Annotated in this window: 15 protein-coding genes and 1 pseudogene; 6 read left to right on the forward strand and 10 right to left on the reverse strand. The window is 64.1% G+C overall.

Annotated features, from left to right (window positions below; all coding sequences use genetic code 11):
- From V3H18_RS13140 to ccrA, 4 genes and pseudogenes are all read right to left on the reverse strand, one after another.
- A pseudogene (locus V3H18_RS13140) lies at positions 1–254 on the reverse strand (DUF3526 domain-containing protein); the annotation flags it as partial.
- A gap of 8 nt (positions 255–262) precedes the next feature.
- Entirely contained in the window at positions 263–1741 is a 1479-nt protein-coding gene (locus V3H18_RS13145) for an ABC transporter permease (protein ID WP_332082525.1), read from the reverse strand.
- Complete coding sequence (locus V3H18_RS13150; RefSeq protein WP_332082526.1) at positions 1738–2451, reverse strand: ABC transporter ATP-binding protein; 714 nt, start codon at positions 2449–2451, stop codon at positions 1738–1740. The genes V3H18_RS13145 and V3H18_RS13150 overlap by 4 nt, the downstream gene beginning before the upstream one ends.
- A gap of 162 nt (positions 2452–2613) precedes the next feature.
- On the reverse strand, positions 2614–3840 hold the full coding sequence (gene ccrA / locus V3H18_RS13155; protein WP_332082545.1) for a crotonyl-CoA carboxylase/reductase: 1227 nt from the start codon (positions 3838–3840) through the stop codon (positions 2614–2616).
- A gap of 222 nt (positions 3841–4062) precedes the next feature.
- On the opposite strand from ccrA, the gene V3H18_RS13160 reads away from it, so the two are divergent.
- From V3H18_RS13160 to V3H18_RS13175, 4 genes are all read left to right on the forward strand, one after another.
- Complete coding sequence (locus V3H18_RS13160; RefSeq protein ID WP_332082527.1) at positions 4063–4302, forward strand: type II toxin-antitoxin system Phd/YefM family antitoxin; 240 nt, start codon at positions 4063–4065, stop codon at positions 4300–4302.
- Positions 4299–4709 carry a type II toxin-antitoxin system VapC family toxin gene (locus V3H18_RS13165; protein ID WP_332082528.1) on the forward strand — a complete coding sequence of 137 codons (411 nt, stop codon included), beginning with the start codon at positions 4299–4301 and terminating at the stop codon, positions 4707–4709. Before V3H18_RS13160 ends, V3H18_RS13165 begins: the two co-directional genes overlap by 4 nt.
- A 77-nt stretch (positions 4710–4786) precedes the next feature.
- Positions 4787–6754, forward strand: a complete 1968-nt coding sequence (locus V3H18_RS13170) for a protein meaA (protein WP_332082546.1) — start codon at positions 4787–4789, stop codon at positions 6752–6754.
- A gap of 224 nt (positions 6755–6978) precedes the next feature.
- Entirely contained in the window at positions 6979–8697 is a 1719-nt protein-coding gene (locus V3H18_RS13175; RefSeq protein ID WP_332082529.1) for an OFA family MFS transporter, read from the forward strand.
- A gap of 3 nt (positions 8698–8700) precedes the next feature.
- Here the strand turns inward: V3H18_RS13175 and V3H18_RS13180 are convergent, their stop codons facing one another.
- Positions 8701–9102 (reverse strand): hypothetical protein, encoded by a 402-nt coding sequence (locus V3H18_RS13180; protein WP_332082530.1) that lies wholly within the window; start codon positions 9100–9102, stop codon positions 8701–8703.
- A 215-nt stretch (positions 9103–9317) separates the two neighbouring features.
- On the opposite strand from V3H18_RS13180, the gene uppP reads away from it, so the two are divergent.
- Complete coding sequence (gene uppP, locus V3H18_RS13185; protein WP_332082531.1) at positions 9318–10190, forward strand: undecaprenyl-diphosphatase UppP; 873 nt, start codon at positions 9318–9320, stop codon at positions 10188–10190.
- Between the two features lie 95 nt (positions 10191–10285).
- On the opposite strand, the gene V3H18_RS13190 is transcribed toward uppP, so the two are convergent.
- From V3H18_RS13190 to V3H18_RS13205, 4 genes are all read right to left on the reverse strand, one after another.
- Positions 10286–11458, reverse strand: coding sequence for a site-specific DNA-methyltransferase (locus V3H18_RS13190; protein WP_332082532.1), 1173 nt, complete (start codon positions 11456–11458; stop codon positions 10286–10288).
- A 255-nt stretch (positions 11459–11713) separates the two neighbouring features.
- Positions 11714–12325, reverse strand: coding sequence for a ribonuclease HII (locus V3H18_RS13195; protein WP_332082533.1), 612 nt, complete (start codon positions 12323–12325; stop codon positions 11714–11716).
- A gap of 146 nt (positions 12326–12471) precedes the next feature.
- Positions 12472–13611 (reverse strand): PA0069 family radical SAM protein, encoded by a 1140-nt coding sequence (locus tag V3H18_RS13200; RefSeq protein ID WP_408631788.1) that lies wholly within the window; start codon positions 13609–13611, stop codon positions 12472–12474.
- Between the two features lie 280 nt (positions 13612–13891).
- Entirely contained in the window at positions 13892–15325 is a 1434-nt protein-coding gene (locus V3H18_RS13205) for a homospermidine synthase (protein WP_332082534.1), read from the reverse strand.
- Positions 15326–15494: 169 nt separating this feature from the next.
- Between V3H18_RS13205 and V3H18_RS13210 the strand changes: the two genes are divergently transcribed.
- A complete protein-coding gene (locus V3H18_RS13210; protein ID WP_332082535.1) occupies positions 15495–16484 on the forward strand; it encodes a CHAD domain-containing protein in 990 nt (329 codons plus the stop codon).
- 353 nt (positions 16485–16837) lie between these two features.
- Here the strand turns inward: V3H18_RS13210 and V3H18_RS13215 are convergent, their stop codons facing one another.
- On the reverse strand, positions 16838–20299 hold the full coding sequence (locus V3H18_RS13215) for an acyl-[ACP]--phospholipid O-acyltransferase (protein ID WP_332082536.1): 3462 nt from the start codon (positions 20297–20299) through the stop codon (positions 16838–16840).
- Between the last annotated feature and the right edge of the window lie 394 nt (positions 20300–20693).

Consider the following 20693-nt stretch of genomic DNA (forward strand, 5'->3'; position numbering starts at 1 on the left):
TCGGGCGCGGGCTTTCCCTGCGCGTCGCCCGCCTGCAATTGCGCCAGCGTCTTTTGAAGATTGGCGAGGCGCTGCGTCTCGTCGGCGCGGGCGGAAGCGATCGCCGCCTGCTGCGCCGTGACGCGCGCCGCCCCGGCGCCGAGCGCGAAAAGCGCGAGAGCCATGAGCGCGAGAAGCGCGAACCAGACGGCGCGCTCGCGCCGCATCATGCGCGCCTCGAAACGCAGACCCGTGAGGAAAGCCGAAACGCCCATCGCGCGCCTCACGCCGGCCGCAGGCGCCGCGCCGCAAAGAGCGCGAAGCCGCAAGAGATCGCAAACCATAGGAGAAGCGCGGCGGCCGGCGCGGCGCTATGCGCGAGGGCGAAAAGAGCGCCGGGCGCATGATAGGAGAATGCGGCGATCTTTCGCCATAGCTCCGGTCCCGCGACATAATTATTGTCGTGGGCGAAATGAATGATGTTGTCGCTCACTTCGTTCTGAATGTCGCGCCGATGCGCTTCGGCGGCGGCGGCGAAATCGAACTGGCTGCGGCTGTCGACGCCGGCGAAGGCCATGGAGAGCGGCCGCATCGCCAGCAGCGGGAACAGGAAGCCCGGCGCGGCGCGCAGCGCGTCCTGACGGTCGAAGGCCGATTGCAAGGCGCCGAAATGCCGGTCGAATATCGCATAGCCGGCCTCGTCGTCCTTGCGCAGCGCGAGGCCGCGGAAATTGACCGGCAGATCCTCGATCCGGGAGACGCCGTATTTCTTCAGCGTCTCGTCGCGGAAGGCGATGAAACCCGGATGGCGTTCATCATGTCCGAAGGTCTTGGCCTTGTCCTCGACAACGCCGGCGCGAAACTCCTGCCATGTCGGCGTCGGCGCGAAAGCGCGGGCGGCGTCGGTCGCAAGGCGCGGCGCCAGGAAAGAATTGGCGAGCCAAAAGGCCAGCAGCGTCACCAGCGCCGCCCGCGAATTTTTCGCCAGCGCCGAAACGCCGAGCGTCAGAAAGGCGAAGCCCGAAAGATAAAGCGCATAGCCGGCGCCAAGCGCGCCAAGACGCATGAACTGATCGGCGAGCGAGAAGCGCTCCCGATCGACGAAGAAGAACAGGGCGAGCGCCGCGCCAAGGAAGGCCGGCGCGAGCAGCGCGAAAATCGCGCCGATGAGCGCCAGCGCCTTGCCGGCGAGAATGTCGCGCGGACGCGCGCCGACGCTCAATAATTGCTTCAGCGCGCCGCTTTCGCGCTCGCCCGAGAAGCTCGCGAAACCGATCAAGATGACGACGAGCGGCGCGATCGTCTGCAGGATGAAGGCGAGCGACAGCGAGCCGAGCCGCGCGCCGACGCCGCCGTCGCGCGCCTGTTTGAATTGGGTTTCGTTCTGCTTATGCGCCTCAAGCCACACGGTCGAGCCGACATAGGCGTCGACGCCGGGATCGGCGAGCGCGAGCGGGCTCAAAGGCTTGAAGGCGTATTGGCCGAAATGCGCTGCGGCGTGCGGATTTTTGGCGCCCTGCCCGGTCCAGAGATTTCGATCGGCGACCGCCGCGGCGTCGCGCTCGCGCAGAAGCCGAGCGTTTTCGACATAGCCGAAGGCGAGCGCGCCAAGCATCAAAGCCACGATGAGCGCGCAAAGCGCGACGAGACGCCGGTCGCGCGAAAACTCCAGCCATTCCTTGGCGGCAATGACGCGCACGATACGCCAATGGCTTTTCGTGGGCGCCGTCCGGGCGAGCGGGGCGAGGACGAGATCGCTCACGCCGCCCTCGCGAAAAGATCGAGATAGGCGCGCTCCAGCCCCAGATGATCGACGTCATCGGCGCCAAAGACCGAGGCGAGACGGCCCTGCGCCATGATGCCGATCCGCGTGCCGCATTGCTTGGCGAGGAAGAGGTCGTGCGTGACCATCAGCACAGCCATGCCGTCCTTGCGCAGCCGCTCGATGAGCGCGGCAAATTCATTGGCTGCAAGCGGATCGAGGCCGGAGGTGGGCTCGTCCAGCACCAAGGCCTGCGCGCGGCGCGCGAGGGCGATGGCGACGCCGACCTTCTGGCGCATGCCTTTGGAATAATCCTTCACGGGACGATGGGCCGCGTCCTCGGGAAGGCCGGCGGCGGCGAGCAAGGAGAGCAGCGTCTCGCGCGGCGCCTCGGCCCCGGAGACTTCGGTGAAATATTGGAGATTCTCGAGACCAGTGAGCGCGCCATAGAGCATCACCGTCTCGGGGATATAGGCGAGCTTGGCGCGCGCGCCGGTAGGGTCCTGCGCCGCGCCGATTCCGCAGACGAGCGCCTGGCCCTCGGTCGGCTCGACGAAATTGAGGAAGAGATTGACGGTCGTCGTCTTGCCGGCGCCGTTGGGGCCGAGGAGGCAAAAGACTTCGCCCCCCGCCACCGTCAAATTTAAATGGTCGAGCGCCGGCGCATTAGCGCCGTCGTAACGCTTTGTGAGATTGCGCGCTTCGAGCATGGCCGTATCCGCTCTACGGCTCGACGTCGCCGCGCGTGGCCTCGCGTCGGCGTCAAGTATGATCTCTTGCTCAAGCCTGCCTCTTCGCGCGGCGCCCGTCAAGCAAAACGGCGCGCCGGTGTCCCGACGCGCCGCCATGCATGTTCTCAAAACGCGAAGCGCCTATTTCGCCGCATAGGCTTCCGTCACGTCCTCGACGGTGCGCAGGCCGGGCTCCGGCGACATGACGAGCACCGCCATATTGCCGGGCGCATGTTCGTTCTTCCACATTTTGGTATGGGCTAGGGGAATCTTCTCCCAGGTGAAAACTTCCGACATGCAGGGATCGACGCGGCGATCGAGCACGAAGCGGTTGGCGGCCGAGGCCTGTTTCAAATGCGCGAAATGCGAACCCTGAATGCGCTTCTGGCGCATCCACACATAGCGGGCGTCGAAGGTGAGATTAAAGCCGGTCGTGCCCGCGCAGAACACCACCATGCCGCCGCGCTTCACGACAAGACAGGAGACGGGGAAGGTCGCTTCGCCGGGATGCTCGAAGACGATGTCCACATCCTTCTTGCCGGTGATGTCCCAGATCGCCTTGCCGAAGGCGCGGGCGTTCTTGGTCCATTCGTTGAATTCGGCCGTGTTGACCTTGGGCAATTGCCCCCAGCAGTTGAAGTCCTTGCGATTGATGACGCCCTTGGCGCCGAGCGAGAGCACGTAATCGCGCTTGCTTTCGTCCGAGATGACGCCGATCGCGTTGGCGCCGGCGGCGGCGCAGAGCTGCACGCCGAAGACGCCGAGCCCGCCCGAGGCTCCCCACACCAGCACATTGTCGCCGGGCTTAAGCTGATGCGGCGCATGACCGAACAGCATGCGATAGGCGGTGGCCAGCGTCAGCGTGTAGCAGGCCGCCTCTTCCCAGGTCAGGTGCTTGGGCCGCTCCATGAGCTGGCGATCCTGCACGCGGCAGAATTGGGCGAAGGAGCCGTCCGGCGTCTCATAGCCCCAGATGCGCTGCGAGGGCGAGAACATCGGGTCGCCGCCGTTGCACTCCTCATCGTCCCCATCGTCCTGGTTGCAGTGAACGACAACCTCGTCGCCGACCTTCCAGCGCTTGACCTTGGAGCCGACCGCCCAGACGACGCCCGAAGCGTCGGAGCCGGCGATATGATAGGGCTGCTTATGCGCGTCGAGCACGGAAATAGGCTGGCCCAGCGCGGCCCAGACGCCATTGTAATTGACGCCCGCCGCCATCACGAGCACGAGCACGTCATGGCTGTCGAGCTCCCAGGTCGGCAAGACCTCGAGCTGCATCGCCTGCTCGGGCGGCCCATGGCGCTCCTTGCGGATCGTCCAGGCGTACATGTTCTTGGGAACATGCCCGAGCGGGGGAATTTCGCCCATTTCATAGAGGTCTTTCTTCTCGGTCAACTTTGGGCTCCTCGCCTTGCCGCCCTGCTGGGCTAGGGAATTGGCGGGAGCTTATAGACGCGGCGGCGCGGCGCGAATAGCCCTAAGTTACCGGCGCCGATGGCCCTTTATCGCGAACCGCCCCGCCCCGGCGCATTGCCGCGCCGTGCGGCGACGCCTATTATAAGCTGGTTAAGCTAGTAGGTGGAGCAAGGCATGGAGATCGGGGCCTTCGAGGCGAAGAACACGCTCGGCAGCCTGCTCGACCGGGTCGAGAAGGGCGAGGAGATCGTCATCACGCGCCGCGGCAAGCCTGTCGCGCGGCTCGCGCCGATCCGCAGCGAGCGAGACATCCAAAGCGCCCGCAAGGCCATGGAAGAGCTCCGCGAACTATCGAAAGGCAACAGGCTCGACGGTCTCAAGATCAAGGATTTGATCGACGAAGGGCGCCCGTGAGTCTGGTCCTCGATAGTTCCGTCGCGCTTGCCTATTGCTTCGACGAGGAGATCACGCCTCAGATTCTTAAGACATTCGATAGGGTCATCGACGAAGGCATCGTCGTTCCGAGCTTGTGGCGATATGAAGTCGCCAATGTTCTGGCGCTCGCCGAGCGGCGGGGACGGGTGACGCTCGGCTTCCCGAAAATCGCATTTGACCGGTTCGAGAAAATCTCGATTGTTGTGGACGAAGAGAGCGACGAACAGGCGTGGACAACAACAATAAGGCTTGCCGGGCTTTACAAGCTCACCGTTTACGACGCCGCCTATCTTGAACTCGCGCAGCGCCGCCGCTTGCCGCTGGCCACCCTCGACGCCGTGCTGGCGCAGGCGGCGAAGGCGGCGGGCGTCGAGACCCTCATATAGCCAGCCGGCCGCCTCATCTTGTCAAAACAGGGTCATGTGCTATCGCAACGGGCGGAGAAACCGACAAAGTGAAAGACATGACCCCGCCCCGCCGCGACAAGCCCTGGATGTTTCGCACCTATGCCGGCCATTCGACGGCCAGCGAGTCCAACAAGCTCTATCGCGCCAATCTCGCCAAGGGCCAGACGGGTCTCTCCATCGCCTTCGACCTGCCGACCCAAACGGGCTATGACAGCGACCACATCCTTTCGCGCGGCGAGGTCGGCAAGGTCGGCGTGCCGGTGTCGCATCTTGGCGACATGCGCGCGCTCTTTAAGGGCATTCCGCTCGCCGAGATGAACACGTCGATGACCATCAACGCCACCGCTGTGTGGCTGATGGCGCTCTACATCGCCGCCGCGGAAGAGCAAGGCGCGCCGCGCGCCAAGCTCCAGGGCACGACGCAAAACGACATCATCAAGGAATATCTCTCGCGCGGCTCCTACGTCTTTCCGCCGGCGCAATCGCTGCGCCTGACGCAGGACCTCATTCTCTTCACGACGAAGGAATGTCCGAAGTTCAATCCAATCAACGTCTGCTCTTACCATCTGCAGGAAGCGGGCGCGACGCCTTCGCAGGAGCTCGCCTATGCGCTGGCGACCGCCGTCGCCATTCTCGACAATGTGAAGAAGTCGGGCGAAATCTCCGACGCGGACTTCGCTCAGGTCGTCGGCCGCATCTCCTTCTTCGTCAACGCCGGCATGCGCTTCGTCACCGAACTTTGCAAAATGCGCGCCTTCGCCGAGCTTTGGGAGGAGATCACGCGCGAGCGCTACGGGATAAAGGACGAAAAGCTCCGGCGCTTCCGCTACGGCGTGCAGGTCAATTCCCTGGGCCTCACCGAACCGCAGCCCGAGAACAACGTCTATCGCATCTTGATCGAAATGCTGGCCGTCGTTCTCTCCAAGAACGCCCGCGCCCGCGCCGTGCAGCTGCCGGCCTGGAACGAGGCGCTTGGCCTCCCGCGTCCCTTCGACCAGCAATGGTCGCTGCGCATGCAGCAGATCATGGCCTATGAGACCGACCTCTTGGAATATGGCGATATTTTCGACGGCAATCCCGAAATCGCCCGCAAGGTCGCCGAACTCAAGGCGGAGGCGACGGCCGAATTGAAGAAGATCGAAGACCTCGGCGGCGCGGCCGCGGCGGTCGAGATCGGCTATATGAAGGGCAAGCTCGTCGAAGCCAACACCGCGCGCCTCGAGGCGATCGAGGCCGGCGAGCAGATCGTCGTCGGCGTGAATAAATTCACCGAGGGCGAGCCTTCGCCGCTGACCTCCAGCGGCGACCAGATCATGATCGTGCCCGAACATGTCGAGGCCGAGCAGATCGCGCGGCTCAAAGCCTGGCGCGAGGGCCGCGACCAGAAGGCCGCGCAAGCCGCCATCGACGAGCTGGCGCGCGCCGCCAAGGAAGGCCGCAACATGGTCGAGCCGTCGATCGCGGCGGCGAAAGCGGGCGTCACCACCGGCGAATGGGGCAATGTTTTACGCGGGGTGTTCGGCGAGTATCGCGCGCCGACGGGCGTCTCTTCGACGGCCCGCCAGGTCGGCGGCCAGCTCGACGCCGTGCGCGAAGAAGTCGCGCGCGTCTCGCAAAAGCTCGGCAAGCGGGCGAAATTCCTCGTCGGCAAGCCCGGCCTCGACGGCCATTCGAATGGGGCCGAACAAATCGCCGTGCGCGCGCGCGACGCCGGCTTCGACGTGATCTACGCCGGCATTCGCTCGACGCCGGCCGAACTCGTCGATACGGCGAAGAAGGAGGGCGCGCATTGCATCGGCCTCTCCATTCTCTCCGGCTCCCATGTGACGCTCGCGCATGAGGTCATCAAGCTGATGAAGCAGGAGGGCGTCGAAGCGCCGCTCGTCGTCGGCGGCATTATTCCGCCGGCGGACGAAAAACTGTTGCGCGACGCGGGCGTCGCGGCGGTCTATACGCCGAAGAATTACGACCTCAACGCCATCATGACCGACCTCGCCCATATCATCGAGAAGGCCGCGGTGTAAGGCGCCAATGAAAGGTCCCTCATCCTGAGGAGCGTGCGGAGCGCGCGTCTCGAAGGACGAGGGACCGTCTCCAGAAATCACGAACTCCCGGCAGCGCAATCCTCGTCCTTCGAGACGCCGCCTTTGGCGGCTCCTCAGGATGAGGATTGCTTGGGGGCAGCCCGGGCTTGTGCCGCGCCTTTGGCTTGCGCAATATTGCGCCGCAATATTGCGCAGGAGCGTTCATGTCCGCCGACGCCATCGCCCGCCCGGATTTCTTCAGCCGCGAACGAACCGTCGCATCCCCCGCTTTCAACCGCTGGCTCGTGCCGCCAGCGGCGCTGGCGATTCATCTCTGCATCGGCATGGCCTATGGCTTTTCCGTCTTCTGGCTGCCGCTGTCGCGGATCATTGGCGGCGCGCAACCCAAGGAATGCCCGGAGACGCTCGGCTTCTTCGCGACGCTCGTCGCGACCGACTGCGACTGGAAGATCAGCTGGCTGGGGTGGACCTTCACGCTCTTCTTCGTCCTGCTCGGCTCCTCGGCGGCGGTTTTCGGCCATTGGCTGGAGACGGCGGGACCGCGCAAGGCCGGCCTCGCCGCCGCCTTCTGCTGGTGCGGCGGCCTGCTCATCTCGGCGCTCGGCGTCTATCTGCACCAGATCGCCTTGCTGTGGATCGGCTCCGGCGTCATCGGCGGCGTTGGCCTCGGCCTCGGCTATATCTCGCCGGTCTCGACGCTGATCAAATGGTTTCCCGACCGGCGCGGCATGGCGACGGGCCTCGCCATCATGGGCTTTGGCGGCGGCGCGATGATCGGCGCGCCGCTCGCCGACCGGCTGATGGGCTTTTACGCGACGCCTGCGTCGCCCGGCGTCTGGCAAACCTTCGTGACGCTCGCCGCGATCTATTTCGTCTTCATGGTGGCGGGCGCGCTCGGCTATCGCGTGCCGCGCGAGGGCTGGGCGCCGGCCGGCTACACGCCGCCATTATCCGCCGCGAACGCCATGGTGACGCATCGCCACGTCCATCTCGACACGGCGTGGAAGACGCCGCAATTCTGGCTGCTCTGGGGGGTTCTCTGCCTCAATGTCTCGGCCGGCATCGGCGTGCTCGGCATGGCCTCGCCGATGCTGCAGGAGGTTTTCGGCGGACGCCTCATCGGCCTCGACATCGGCTTCGATGCGCTGAGCGGCGAGCAAAAGAAGCAGATCGCGGCGATCGCGGCGGGCTTCACCGGCCTCTTGAGCCTGTGCAACATCGGCGGCCGCATCGGCTGGGCGTCGGCCTCCGACAGATTCGGGCGCAAGGCCACTTACGCCATCTTCTTCGTGCTGGGCTTTCTGCTCTATGCGAGCGTCCCCTTCGCGGCGCAAAGCGGCGCGGTCGTCGTCTTTGTCCTCGTCTTCGCCGTCATCATCACCATGTATGGCGGGGGCTTCGCGACCATTCCCGCCTATCTCGCCGATATTTTCGGCACCCATCATGTCGGCGCCATTCATGGCAGGCTGCTCACCGCCTGGTCGACGGCGGGCGTGCTCGGACCCGTGCTCGTCAATTACATCCGCGAATATCAACTCGCGCACGGCGTCGCGCGCGAAGCGGCCTATAACCAAACCATGTATGTGCTGGCGGGCCTCCTGCTCGCGGGCCTCGTCTGCGATCTCCTGGTGCGTCCGGTCGCCGAGAAATATTACATGAGCGACGAGGAGGTCGCGGCGCAAAAGAAGATTTCCGTCGCCGAGGTCGAGAAAGAGGAAGACGAAACCCACGCCGACTTCGAGGATTTCGTTGAGGAAGCAAGCGAAACCTCCGACGCCGCGACGGTCGTCGCCGATCCGCCCGCCGCGCAGCCGGCGCGCGGCGCGTGGCTGCTTCTTCTCCTCGCCTGGACGGCGGTTGGCGCGCCGCTCGCCTGGGGCGTGTGGATGACGCTGCAAAAGGCGCTGAAGCTGTTGCAGTGACGATTACTGCGGATTGAGGATGACATCCTCGCAAGGGATGAAAAATCTCGACCCGCCGAAGCCGCCGGTGACGGCCGTGCGCCGCAGATCGGCGTTATTCACGACGTTGAGCGTCATCGTTCCGGCGCCGCGCGTACGCCCCAGCGGCACATCGGCCCAGTCGCCGGTGATTGTGTTTCCGTTCCGCACGCCCTTAAACACATTCGCGAATGTCGGCGGCTGATCGGCGCTGCGTCCAAACCACCAGACATTCGAGCCGACCTGTCTAATGTAATAGGTCCCGCCGTCATTTCCGCGAAATGTCCCGTTGAGCGTCGGCGGCGTCGCGCAGAGCGCAAAGGCGGAATTCGGCGCCGCCGACAAGATCAAAATTCCCATCAATCCAAATGATCTAAGTTTCGTCATTGTTGCGCTCCAAACATTGCTTTATGAACGCTGCTCGGCCTAGCTCGCGACAGAAATCATAGGGACTAACCCTATGATTCACATCATCCGATTAGGTGACGTCTGTGTCCGCCGAACCTTCCCGCCAACGGGGCGCTAACCGACGACCGTTTCCTCTCCATTAACCATAACGGCGCTAAGATGCGTCTCGCGCGCTTTTGCGAACAGGGAAAGACATGGCGACGGCTTGCACCAATGGTCTCGACACGGGTTTCGTTGATCTCGGCTATATGAAGGTCGCCGCTCTTGGCGTGGTGCAGGGAATCACCGAGCTACTGCCCATCTCCTCGACGGCGCATATGCGCATCGTGCCGGCGCTGCTCGGCTGGAAGGACCCCGGCTCGGCCTTTTCCGCCGCCATGCAGCTTGCCGCGCTCGCCGCGGTGGTGAGCTATTTCTGGAGCGACATTCGCGCGCTGGCGGAAGGCTCGCTGCGCGCCGTTGTGCGGCGCGACTTCAACGACTGGACGCTTCGCTTCGTCATCTGGATCGGCCTCGCGACCGTGCCGATCGGAATCGCCGGCCTCGCCCTGTCGCATACGCTCAATACTTGCGGCTCGCCGCTGCGCACGCTGCCGGTGATCGGCATTTCCTGCATCGTCATGGCGGCGCTGCTCGCCATCGCCGAACTTTACTGCAATCACACGCGCACGCTGGAGCATGTGAGTCTGAAGGACGCGATGCTCGTCGGGTTTGCCCAGGTCGGGGCGCTCATTCCCGGCGTCTCGCGCTCGGGTTCGACGCTGACCGCCGCTTTGTTCCTCGATCTGAAGCGCGAGGAGGCGGCGCGCTTTTCCTTCCTGCTCGGCCTGCCGGCGATCGCTCTCGCGGGGCTGAAGGAATTATGGGAGCTGCATAAGGCGCAGCTCGATTTTCATGGCTGGGCGGTGCTGACGCTGGGGCTGTTCGTCGCCTCGATCTCCGCCTTTGTCGCGATCTGGGGCCTGCTGCGCATTCTCGAACGCTTTTCGGCCTGGCCTTTCGTCTTCTATCGCGCCTTCATCGGAATCGTGCTGCTCGTCGGCTTTTACGCGGGCTTCCTCGCTTGAGGTTCGACCCTCTCCGGTCTGAAGTCGGCTGTTGCCGACTTCAGCATTGTTAATCGCAAGTCGAGCAGGCTCGACTTGCGTGGGAGAGGGTCTTTTCACTCCGCCGCGACGCGGAGCCGCGCGCGCGCCTCGACCCGCAAATCGTCGATGGGCGCGAGCGCGCCCTTTTCTTCATAATGCCAGAAGGTCCAGCCGTTGCAGGCGGGCAGACCCTGCGCCAGCGCGCCGGTCTTGTGGATCGAGCCGACGAAGCCTGAAAGCGACAGCGCGCCGTCGGCGCGCACCAGCGCGACATGGCGCCTCTTGGCGTCGGTGAGCGCGGCGCCCGGCTGAATCAGCCCCGCCTCGACGAGGCTCGCGAAAGCGATGCGCGGCTCCGAGCGTTTCGAGGGCGCGGCGGCGATCACGTCATACGGCAGCGGCTCGACCGCGGCGATGCGCGCTTGGGCCGCGGCCGCATAGTCTTCGTCGCGTTCGAGGCCCAGCCAATCGCGGCCGAGACGTTTGGCGACGGCGCCGGTCGTTCCCGTGCCGAAGAAAGGATCGAACACCAGATCGCCCGGCTTCGAAGCGGAGAGAATGACGCGCCCGAGCAGCGCCTCGGGCTTTTGCGTCGGATGCGTCTTGCGCCCCGCGCCGTCTTTCAGGCGCTCGCCGCCGGTGCAGAGCGGCAGGAGCCAGTCGGAGCGCATCTGGCAATCTTCATTCGCCGCCTTCAGCGCCTCGTAATTGAAGGTGTAATTTTTCGAGTCTGCGTCGCGCGCCGCCCAAATCATCGTCTCATGGGCGTTGGTGAAGCGCCGGCCGCGAAAATTTGGCATCGGATTGTTCTTGCGCCAGACGATGTCGTTGAGGATCCAGAAGCCGAGATCCTGCATGATCGCGCCGACGCGAAAAATATTGTGATAGGAGCCGATGACGAAAATCGTCGCCGTAGGCTTCATCAGCCGGCGTGCTTCCCCGAGCCAGTCGCGCGTGAAGGCGTCATAGGCGCCGAAATCGGCGAATTTGTCCCAATCGTCGTCGACGGCGTCGACGAGACTCTGATCGGGGCGCGTGAGGGCGTTGGCGAGCTGGAGATTATAGGGCGGATCGGCGAAGACGAGATCGACGCTGGAAGACGCCAGCGTCTGCATCAGCCCGACGCAGTCGCCGCGCAGAATATCGTTGCGCGCCGTCGCGCGGAGCGGCTCTTGGCCGGAACGCCCGGTACGCGTGACCTGAATCCGGGCTTTGAGGCCAGCCGCCCCGACGCGCGCGCTACGCATGAACTCGACACCAAAAACACAACCAACGTCCGGGATATTGCGCGAAGGAGGTAAAGGCGGCGTTTAGAGGGGCGGCGCGCGCGCGTCTCTTTTTCGAACGGATTTCTTAAGGAAATAAAAAGGTTAGCGAAAGATTGACGGCGCCGGCGCCGAGGCATTTTCCGTCGAAGCGGACGCCGGTTCGGCTTAAGAAAATGCGCCAAAAAACGAGAGCGCGTTCGGGAATCCATGATCGACGAACGCGCTCGAAAGCCGTCAGACCTCGCGCAAAGGCGAAAAGCTCAAGCGATGCGCGGGGCTCGCGCCATGCCGCGCGATCGCCTCCAAATGCTTGCGCGCCGCATAGCCGACATTGGTCTCGAAGCCGTAATGCGGATAGAGGATGGCGACGCGGCGCATCATCGCGTCGCGCGCGACTTTAGCGACGATGGAGGCGGCGGCGATCGAGAGCGCGGTGGCGTCGCCCTTGACGATGGCGCGGCAGGGACAGGCGACGGGGGGCGGATCGTTCCCGTCGACGAGAAGATAGGCGGGCGTTTGGGAAAGGCCGGCGACCGCGCGGGCCATGGCGGCGAGCGAGGCGCGGCGGATATTGATGCGGTCGATTTCCTGCGCGGTGACGAAAGCGACGCTCACCGCGAGCGCGCTCGCCATGATCCGCTCAAAAGCCTCTTCCCGCTGCTTCTGGGTCAAGACCTTGGAATCGTCGAGGCCGGACGGCGGGCGCTTGGGATCGAGAATCACCGCAGCCGCCGCGACGGGACCCGCGAGCGGACCGCGCCCTACTTCGTCGACGCCGGCGACCGGCCACACGCCCTTGCGGCGCAGCCGCGCTTCGATCGCGAAATCGGGACCGGCGCGCGTCAAGGCTGACGTCCTTTGAAAAAGGGCGTCGCCAAAGCGGCGTAAGGAAAAGCGCGCGGGCGCATGGCGCGATGAAAGCGCGTCGCTTAGCGCCTTGGCAACCGCGAAGACGAAAGGCGCGCCATTCGTCCAAAGATTTTTATGCCGACTTAAAAAAGCGCGAGCTGCTGCGGCGCGCGGCGCGGGGGCTCGAAGAGGTCCGTGCGCAGCTTGCTGCGCGAAAAGCCGAGCCGCGCGGCGGCGACCTCGAAACGTCTCCCGATCATCCAGGCGTAGGGGCCGTCGCCCTTCATGCGCCGCCCGAAGGCAGAATCATAGAGCTTGCCGTCGCGAGTCGAGCGCACGAGGCCGAGCGCGCGGCGCGCCCTATCGGGAAAATGCGTCATCAGCCATTCGCTGAAGAGATCGCGCAGTTCGAGCGGCAGGCGCAGCAGCACATAGCCCGCTTCGCGCGCGCCGGCCGCATGGGCGCGGGTCAAAATCTTCTCGATCTCGTCGTCGTTGATCGCCGGAATGATCGGCGCCGTCAGCACAGTCGTGGGCACCCCTGCCTTGGCGAGCTTTTCGATCGTGTCGAGCCGCAAATCGGGCGTCGCCGCGCGCGGCTCCATGAGCCGCGCCAGCCGGCGATCGAGCGTCGTGACCGATATGGCGACTTTGACGAGGCCTTTCTCGGCCATTGGCGCGAGGAGATCGAGATCGCGTAAAACGAGCGCCGATTTCGTCACGATCCCGACCGGATGATTGGCCCGCGCCAGAACCTCGAGAATCGATCGCGTCACGCGATGGCGCCGCTCGACCGGCTGATAGGGATCGGTATTGGAGCCGAGCGCGATGGTTTTGGGGACATAATTTGGCGCCGACAATTCGCGTTCGAGCAATTGCGCCGCGCCTTCCTTAACGAAAATCTCGGTCTCGAAATCGAGGCCGGGAGAAAAGCCCATATAGGCGTGGCTCGGCCGCGCAAAGCAATAGACGCAGCCATGCTCGCAGCCGCGATAGGGATTGATCGACCGATCGAAGGAAATATCCGCCGATTCATTCCTCGTGAGAATCGTGCGCGGCTTTTCGATATGGATATTGGTCGTCAGCGCCTCGAGGCTCTCCAAGGAGCCCCAGCCGTCGTCGATCTCCTCGCGCGTCTCCTTTTCGAAACGGCCGTTGCGCTTCGACAGCGCCCCGCGTCCGCGCCGACGCTCGGCGTCGATGAGCGCGCCGACGCGCGCTTGGCTCATCTGGCCAATCTCGCGCCCGAGCGCCTCGGATGAAACGTCAGCCAAGCGGCCCATTGCGGACTCCAACTTTTATGAAAGGACAAGGGAGACCGCGCTGACGCGAAACTTCGACGCGGCCTCCCGACGACAACGCAACGCGACGCAACTCATCCGGCGCGACGCCGGACGCCTTTGGGGACTCGCCGCTCTCCCCCAGCTCGACCGGCCAGAGAGGAACATAAGGCGAATATAGAACATATATAGAACATTCTTGGCGCGCGCAAGAGCGCAAAAAAAGCGCCGCTCTTGCGTGCGGCGCTTTTTTTATGGCGGCGTTCGCTTTTTTGCGCGCCCCTCAGCGCACGAGAATATTCCTGAACTGCCAGGGATCGCTCTCGTCGATGTCTTCCGGGAAGAGGCCGGGCCGCCCATCGAGCGGCGTCCAGTCCGTGTAATAGCCCTTCACCGGCCCAAGATAGGGAAGCTGCACCTCTAGGCAGCGCTTGTAATCCACCTCGTCGGCCTCGACGATGCCGGCTTGCGGATTCTCCAGCGCCCAGACCATGCCGGCGAGCGCGGCCGAACTCACCTGCAGGCCGGTCGCGTTCTGATAGGGCGCGAGATCGCGCGTCTCCTCGATCGAGAGCTGCGAGCCGTACCAATAGGCGTTCTTGGCGTGGCCGTAGATCAGGACGCCCAATTCGTCGATGCCGTCGACGATCTCATGCTCGTCGAGAATCTTCCAGCTGTCCTGCATCTTGCCCGACGCGCCGAAGATTTCATGCAGCGAGAGCACGGCGTCGTCGGCGGGATGATAGGCGTAGTGGCAGGTCGGACGATAGACCGGCTTTCCGGAATCGTCGCGCAGCGTGAGATAGTCGGCGATCGAGATCGACTCATTATGGGTGACGAGGAAGCCATATTGCGGCCCCGGCGTCGGACACCATGAACGCACCCGCGTATTGGCGCCGGGCGAGAGAAGATAGATCGCCGCGCCGCAGCCCGAAGAATGCGCGCGGCCGATGTCGGGTAGCGCTTTTTCATGCGTGCCCCAGCCCAGTTCGGCGGGCTGCATGCCCTCGGAGACGAAGCCTTCGACCGACCAGGTGTTGACGAAGACGTTGCGGGGCTTGGGGTCGCGCGCGCGCTGCGTGTCGCGCTCGGCGATATGGACGCCCTTGACGCCAAGCTTTTGCGCGAGCGCGCCCCATTCGGCGCGCGTCTGCGGCTCCTTCTCCAGCGCGCCCGTATCGCGCGCAATATTGACGAGCGCCTGTTTGACGAACCAGGACACCATGCCGGGATTGGCGCCGACGCAGGAGACCGCCGTCGAGCCGCCGGGATTGTTGCGCCGCTCTTCGAGCACGGTCTCGCGCAAGGCGTAATTGGTGCGCGCGTCATTGCCCATATTCTTGTCGAAATAAAATCCGGGCCAGGGCTCGATGACCGTGTCGACGTAAAGCGCCTTCAATTCGCGCGCGAGCTTGATGATCGCGAGCGAGGAGACGTCGACCGAGAGATTGACGACAAATCCCTGGCCCTCGCCCTTGGTGAGCAGCGGCGTGAGAACCTCGCGATAATTCTCCGGCGTAAGCTTCGTCTTTAAAAAGGCGATGCCGCGCTCGTCCAGCAGGCGGCGATGGGTGTCCACGGGATCGATGACGGTGAAGCGGCTCTTGTCGAAGTCGAAATGACGCTCGATCAGCGGCAAGATGCCCCGCCCGATGGACCCAAAGCCGATGAGAACGATCGGGCCAGTGATTTTGCCGTGAACGGGCCATGTCGACATGAAGCGGCTCCTCCTTGAATCGAAATATTGCGCTGCGATAAAGCAAGCGCCGCCTTCTTAATCAAGAGCGCGGCGCATGGCCGCAGACGCGGGCTCCCCCTTGACCCCGGGCGCCGGCGCGCGACATGTTGGGCTAGCGCATTGAAGTCTATAGCGTAAAGGCGTCTGTATGAAGCGTTCGGCAAATGGCGGCATTTCTCCGGCGGTTCGGGCGCGGCCCGCGCCTTTGCGCATTGTGACGAGCGAGGCGCCGCCGCCCGCCTTCGCCAAGGCGAAAGAGATTTCGCTTTCGCCAGACGACAGTCTCGAAGAGGCGGCGGCGCGGATTTTCTCCGCGTCGCTCGATCATTTCGCGGCGAATGTGGCGCTCATGCCGGCCTCGGACGCGGCGGAAAGCGTACATCAGATGCGGGTCGCCCTCCGGCGGCTGCGCGCCGCGATCGGACTCATGCGGGCGGCGCTCGACGGCCCGGCGCTGGAGACGGCGCGCGAAGAAGCCAAGGCGCTCGCGAATGTTCTCGGCGCGGCGCGCAACTGGGACGTCTTCGGCGACATGCTGAAAGGCCCGCGCGAGGTGTTTGGAAGCGATCCAAGTTTCGATGCGCTGCTGGCGGCCGTCGAACGGCGCCGCGCACGGGCCTATCGCGACGCGCGCAAGACCCTCGCGTCGCCGCAAGCGGCGCAATTCGTCGAAGCGTTGCGCCTTGCGATCGCGCAGCGCGACTGGCGGATCGACGAAAACATGCGCGCGGCAGGCTCGGCGCGCGACTTCGCCTCTGAGGCGCTGACGCGGCTGCGCAAGCGGCTTTTAAAAAAGAGCCGCGGGCTTGCGACGCTTTCGCCGGAGGCGCGCCATCAGGCGCGCATAGCGCTGAAAAAAGCGCGCTATGGCGCGGAGTTTTTTTATAGCCTCTATCCCGACCGCAAGGCGACGCGCGCCTATCTGCGCGCGCTCGAAGACATGCAGGACGGCATGGGCGCGCTCAATGACATGGCCGTCGCCAACAGTCTGCTCGACGATATCGACGCCGAAGGCGGCGCGGCGCTTCGCGCCTCGGCTTTCACGCGCGGTTGGTTCGCCCATGCGGCGTGCGCAGGCGTCGCGCATGCCGAGAAAAGCGAGAAGCGGCTGAAAGAACTTGAGCCGTTTTGGGCGTGACATTTTTCGCTGAAGCGGACGCTGGCGCGCAATAAAAAATGCGTCGTTTAGAAACAAGAGCGCTTTGATGACTCATTGGGTCTCGAACATGTTCTAACGACATCGGCCCCTCGTCCTTCGAGACGGCCTCTTCGAGGCCTCCTCAGGATGAGGGGCCTTTGGTTACGCAAAGTAACGTTCTTGAAGGCGCGACAAGCAATCCTCATCCTGAGGAGCCGCCGAATGGCGGCGTCTCGAAGGACGAGGATTGCAGCGCCGACAGGCGGGTGCGACGACGGCGTTCCTCTGTCGTTCTGTTCGCTGGACAGCGACATGCAGGATGCGTATCACGCATCCGCCGCGTAAGTGTCCTCTCACGCCGAAAGCGCGGCGTCGCCGTCAATGCGGCCATGCAGGCCGTTGGGAAGGCGCGGATTGGGCAGAATATAGCGTCCGCGCTCGCGCACCATTTTCGTCACGCCGGCGAAATCGAGCTTGCCGGAGCCAAGCAGCGGCACATCCTCCACGATCATGATTTCCGCGGGGACCATCAGATCGGACGCGCCCTTCGATTTGGCGTAGGCTTGGAAGTCGGCGCGCGTCGCGTCCTTCTGCTGCGTCACCAATATGATTCTCTCGCCCTTGCGCGGATCGACCTCGCTTGCCGCCGCCGACAGCGCATCGGGCCAGAGCGCCGCCGCAAGCTCCTCGATCGCCGCGAGCGAGACCATCTCGCCGCCGATCTTGGCGAAGCGCTTGGCGCGGCCCTTGATCGTCACGAAGCCTTGCGCGTCGATCGCGACGATGTCGCCCGTATCGTGCCAGCCGTCCTCGGGCGGCTGCAAGACGCCCGGCTTGTCGGCCTTCAGATAGCCCATCATCACATTGGGCCCGCGCACGAGGAGGCGTCCGCCCTCCTCGACCCCCGGCACGGGCGCGAGCTTATATTCAAGGCCCGGAATCAGACGCCCGACCGTGCCGCATTTGTTGAACATCGGCGTATTGATCGCGAGGACAGGCGCCGTCTCGGTGACGCCATAGCCTTCGAGAATGCGGATGCCGAATTTCTCCATCCACATGTCGCGCGTCGCTTGCTTCACCGGCTCGGCGCCAGCGACGACATAGCGGATCGACCGGAAGTCATAGGCATGCGCGGCGCGCGCATAGCCGGCGAGAAAAGTGTCCGTGCCGAAAAGAATCGTGGCGTTGGTCCCGTAAACGAGCTCTGGCACGATACGATAATGCAAGGGCGACGGATAGAAATAGACCGGAACGCCCGAGATGAGCGGCAGGGCGAAGCCGATCGTCAGGCCGAAGGAATGGAAAACTGGCAGCACGTTGAACACTTTGTCGGCGCGGCCGAAATCGATGCGCGCCGCCGCCTGCGCGGCGTTCGCCAGCATATTCCGATGCGAGAGCGCGACGCCCTTGGGCGCGCCCTCCGAGCCCGACGTGAAGAGAATGGCCGCCATGTCGTCCGCCTTGCGCGGAACGACCGGCTTGCGGAAGCGGCGGAAGGCCTTGAGCCTGTCGGCGAAGGAAAGGCTCGCGCGCAAATCTTCGAGATAGACGAGCGCCACCTTTTCTTCGAGCGCGGCGGCGAGCTTGTCGAGCTTGCCCTTCTCGATAAAGCCGCGCGAGGTGAGGATCGTCTTGGCCTGCGCCGCTTCGCAGCCCGACAGAATATTCGCCGCGCCCGCGGTGAAATTGATCATCGCCGGCGTGCGGCCGGCGGAGCTTACGGCAAGGAAGGCGAGACCCGCGCCATTGGCGTTGGGCAGCATGACGCCGATCGCGTCGCCAGGCGCGCCGAGCTTCGCGATCTTCTCGCCAAGGGCGCGGGCGCCGACGAGCAATTTGCGATAGGTGAGCGCGCCCGTGACCGGATCTTCGAGCGCGATCCTCGACATCCCGTGCTCATGCGCCGCGTCGACGACGGCGTCGAACAAGGCGCGCTCGACATTGGTAGTGCGGAAAACGAGATCCGACATGATCTGATAGAGCGCCGCGCCGGCCGCCATGCGCCGCGCCTTGCCTTTCAGCGCGTCGTCGACGGTAAGGCGCACCGGTTCGAGCGCGGTGAGCGTGAATTTCGGAAAGAGCCGACGGCGCGCCTGCTCGCGCGTCAGCCGCGAGAACATCGTCGCCTCGGCGCCTTCGATGCGAACCGGCACCACCATCGCGCCGGTTTTCTCCGCGATCAGTCCCGCCCCGTCATAAACCTTCATCAGGCTGCCGGTGACGGTAAGACGCCCTTCCGGGAAAATCACGAGCGGATTTCCCTCCCTCACCGCATTGACGAGCGCGCGCGTGCCGAGCGGCTTCGAAGGATCGAGCGGAATGGCGCGGGTAAATTTCAAGAAAGGCTTCACCCACCATTTTTGCGAGATCGCGCGGTCGATGGCGAAGACGGGCTCTTTGGGCAGGACCGAAAGAATCGCGGCGGCGTCGAGAAAGCTCACATGATTGAGCGCTATGATCGGATTGGGGCCGGCCTTGTCGATATTGTCCAACCCTTTCGCCTCAAGACGATAGAAGGCGCGAAAGAAGATCGACAGCAAATCCCGAAAGGGCGAGACGACGACCGCCTTGACGATCCAGATCGCCGCGACGAAAGCGACGGCGGCGAGGCCGATCAGCAGCGCCGAGAAGGCGACGCCCGCGCCCTGCAGGAGAGCGACGCCGACGCCGCCAAGCGCCATGAAGGCGGCGTTCTGGACATTGACGGCGGCGACGGTGCGGGCGCGCTCTTCGGGCGCGCTCTTCGCCTGGATGGCGGCGAAGGACGGGACGATCATCAGCCCGCCGGCGAGCGCGAGCAGCCCGAGATCGATGGCGGCGCGCCAGGCGAGAGGCTGCGCGAAATAGGCGCCTGGCGCCAAGGCGGCGCCGGCCTCGAGCGGCGACGAAAAGAGGAGCGCCAGGCCGAGATCGCCGGCGGCGAAGGCGACGAGCGCCGCGCCGAGGGCCGAAGGCAGGAGCACGATCTTGCCGTGCAGCAGAAAGGCGGCGAGGCCTGAGCCCGCGCCGATGGCGATGGCGAAGACGGCGAGATGGATGGTGACGACGCTATCGGAGCCATGGAGAGTCTGTGTCACGAGCGGCGGCATCAGCGACATCGCGACCGAGCCGAAGAGCCAGAAGAGACTGGTGACGACGGCGAGCCGATAGAGGCTCCAGTCGCTGTGCAAATGGCCGAGCAGGCGATAGGTCGAGCGCAGGACGTTGGGATCGATCTTGAGATCGGGGTCGGCGCGCCGCGTCGGGGGAATGAACCAGGCGGCGCCGTAAGCCAACGCCCCGACGGCCATGATCCCCAGGGAGAAAATCCAGGCGCCCTGCGCATGCATGGCGAAGCCGCCGGCGATCGTGCCAATGAGAATGGCGAGGAAGGTCGCGCTTTCGACGAGCGCATTGCCCGCCGGAAGCTCTTCGCGCGTCAGATGATCGGGCAGGATGCCATATTTGACCGGGCCGAACAGCGCGCCGGTGACGCCGAAAAGAAACAGCGCGCCAAAAAGCGCGGGCACGCTCGCCAGGAGAAAGCCCGTCGCCGACAGGGCCGCGACGAAGATGTCGGCGACGGCGAGGCGGCGGGCGACCAGCGCCTTATCGTATTTGTCGGCGATCTCGCCCCCGAGCGCCGAGAGAAAAAAGAAGGGCGCGATGAAGATCGCGCCCGCGAGCGTGACGAGCGACGCGCCGCTCTCGCCGCCGATCTTCGCGAGGATCAGCAGCACCAGCGCGTTTTTGAGGAAATTGTCGTTGAAGGCCGCGAAGAACTGGCGCCAAAAGAGGGGCGCGAAGCGGCGCGAGACGAGAAGCGATTGCGACATGGCGAATCCGAGAAGCGAGGCCGGAAAGTTTTCGATTCTTCCTTAAGGATCGGTCAAAGTCCGGCCGGTTGCAAAGAGGCGCGATATTTTTTCATCTCGTGAGAATTGGTCGGCGCCGCTCGAAAACCTCCCTGGCTGTAAAGCCCGGAGCTTAGGAACGTCGTCGGCCCTCGCGAGAAGGAACAGGGTCCTCCTCCCTTTCCGAATGAAGTCGGCAGAGGCTTATCAACAAACTGAACGTTGTTCAAGATAATAATTGAACGTCGTTCATATTATCTTTGCCCGAATCCGTAACGCCTTGGAAAAGGCCCCGGTTCTGCTGGCCCAATATCGCCGCATCATTGGCCTATCCGACTTAAAGAGCGCGGTTTGGAGAAAAGAGCGCCCATTCAAT

It is taken from the genome of Methylocystis borbori (genome assembly GCF_036576025.1).
In the GTDB taxonomy this organism is placed as follows: domain Bacteria; phylum Pseudomonadota; class Alphaproteobacteria; order Rhizobiales; family Beijerinckiaceae; genus Methylocystis; species Methylocystis borbori.

Excerpts from the sequence above, each read along its gene's own strand:
- V3H18_RS13150 (WP_332082526.1), bottom strand. The coding sequence starts at position 2,451 with ATGCTCGAAGCGCGCAATCTCACAAAGCGTTACGACGGCGCTAATGCG.
- ccrA (WP_332082545.1), bottom strand. The coding sequence starts at position 3,840 with ATGGGCGAAATTCCCCCGCTCGGGCATGTTCCCAAGAACATGTACGCC.
- V3H18_RS13160 (WP_332082527.1), top strand. The coding sequence starts at position 4,063 with ATGGAGATCGGGGCCTTCGAGGCGAAGAACACGCTCGGCAGCCTGCTC.
- V3H18_RS13170 (WP_332082546.1), top strand. The coding sequence starts at position 4,787 with ATGACCCCGCCCCGCCGCGACAAGCCCTGGATGTTTCGCACCTATGCC.
- V3H18_RS13175 (WP_332082529.1), top strand. The coding sequence starts at position 6,979 with ATGTCCGCCGACGCCATCGCCCGCCCGGATTTCTTCAGCCGCGAACGA.
- V3H18_RS13180 (WP_332082530.1), bottom strand. The coding sequence starts at position 9,102 with ATGACGAAACTTAGATCATTTGGATTGATGGGAATTTTGATCTTGTCG.
- uppP (WP_332082531.1), top strand. The coding sequence starts at position 9,318 with ATGGCGACGGCTTGCACCAATGGTCTCGACACGGGTTTCGTTGATCTC.
- V3H18_RS13190 (WP_332082532.1), bottom strand. The coding sequence starts at position 11,458 with ATGCGTAGCGCGCGCGTCGGGGCGGCTGGCCTCAAAGCCCGGATTCAG.
- V3H18_RS13200 (WP_408631788.1), bottom strand. The coding sequence starts at position 13,611 with ATGGGCCGCTTGGCTGACGTTTCATCCGAGGCGCTCGGGCGCGAGATT.
- V3H18_RS13205 (WP_332082534.1), bottom strand. The coding sequence starts at position 15,325 with ATGTCGACATGGCCCGTTCACGGCAAAATCACTGGCCCGATCGTTCTC.
- V3H18_RS13210 (WP_332082535.1), top strand. The coding sequence starts at position 15,495 with ATGAAGCGTTCGGCAAATGGCGGCATTTCTCCGGCGGTTCGGGCGCGG.
- V3H18_RS13215 (WP_332082536.1), bottom strand. The coding sequence starts at position 20,299 with ATGTCGCAATCGCTTCTCGTCTCGCGCCGCTTCGCGCCCCTCTTTTGG.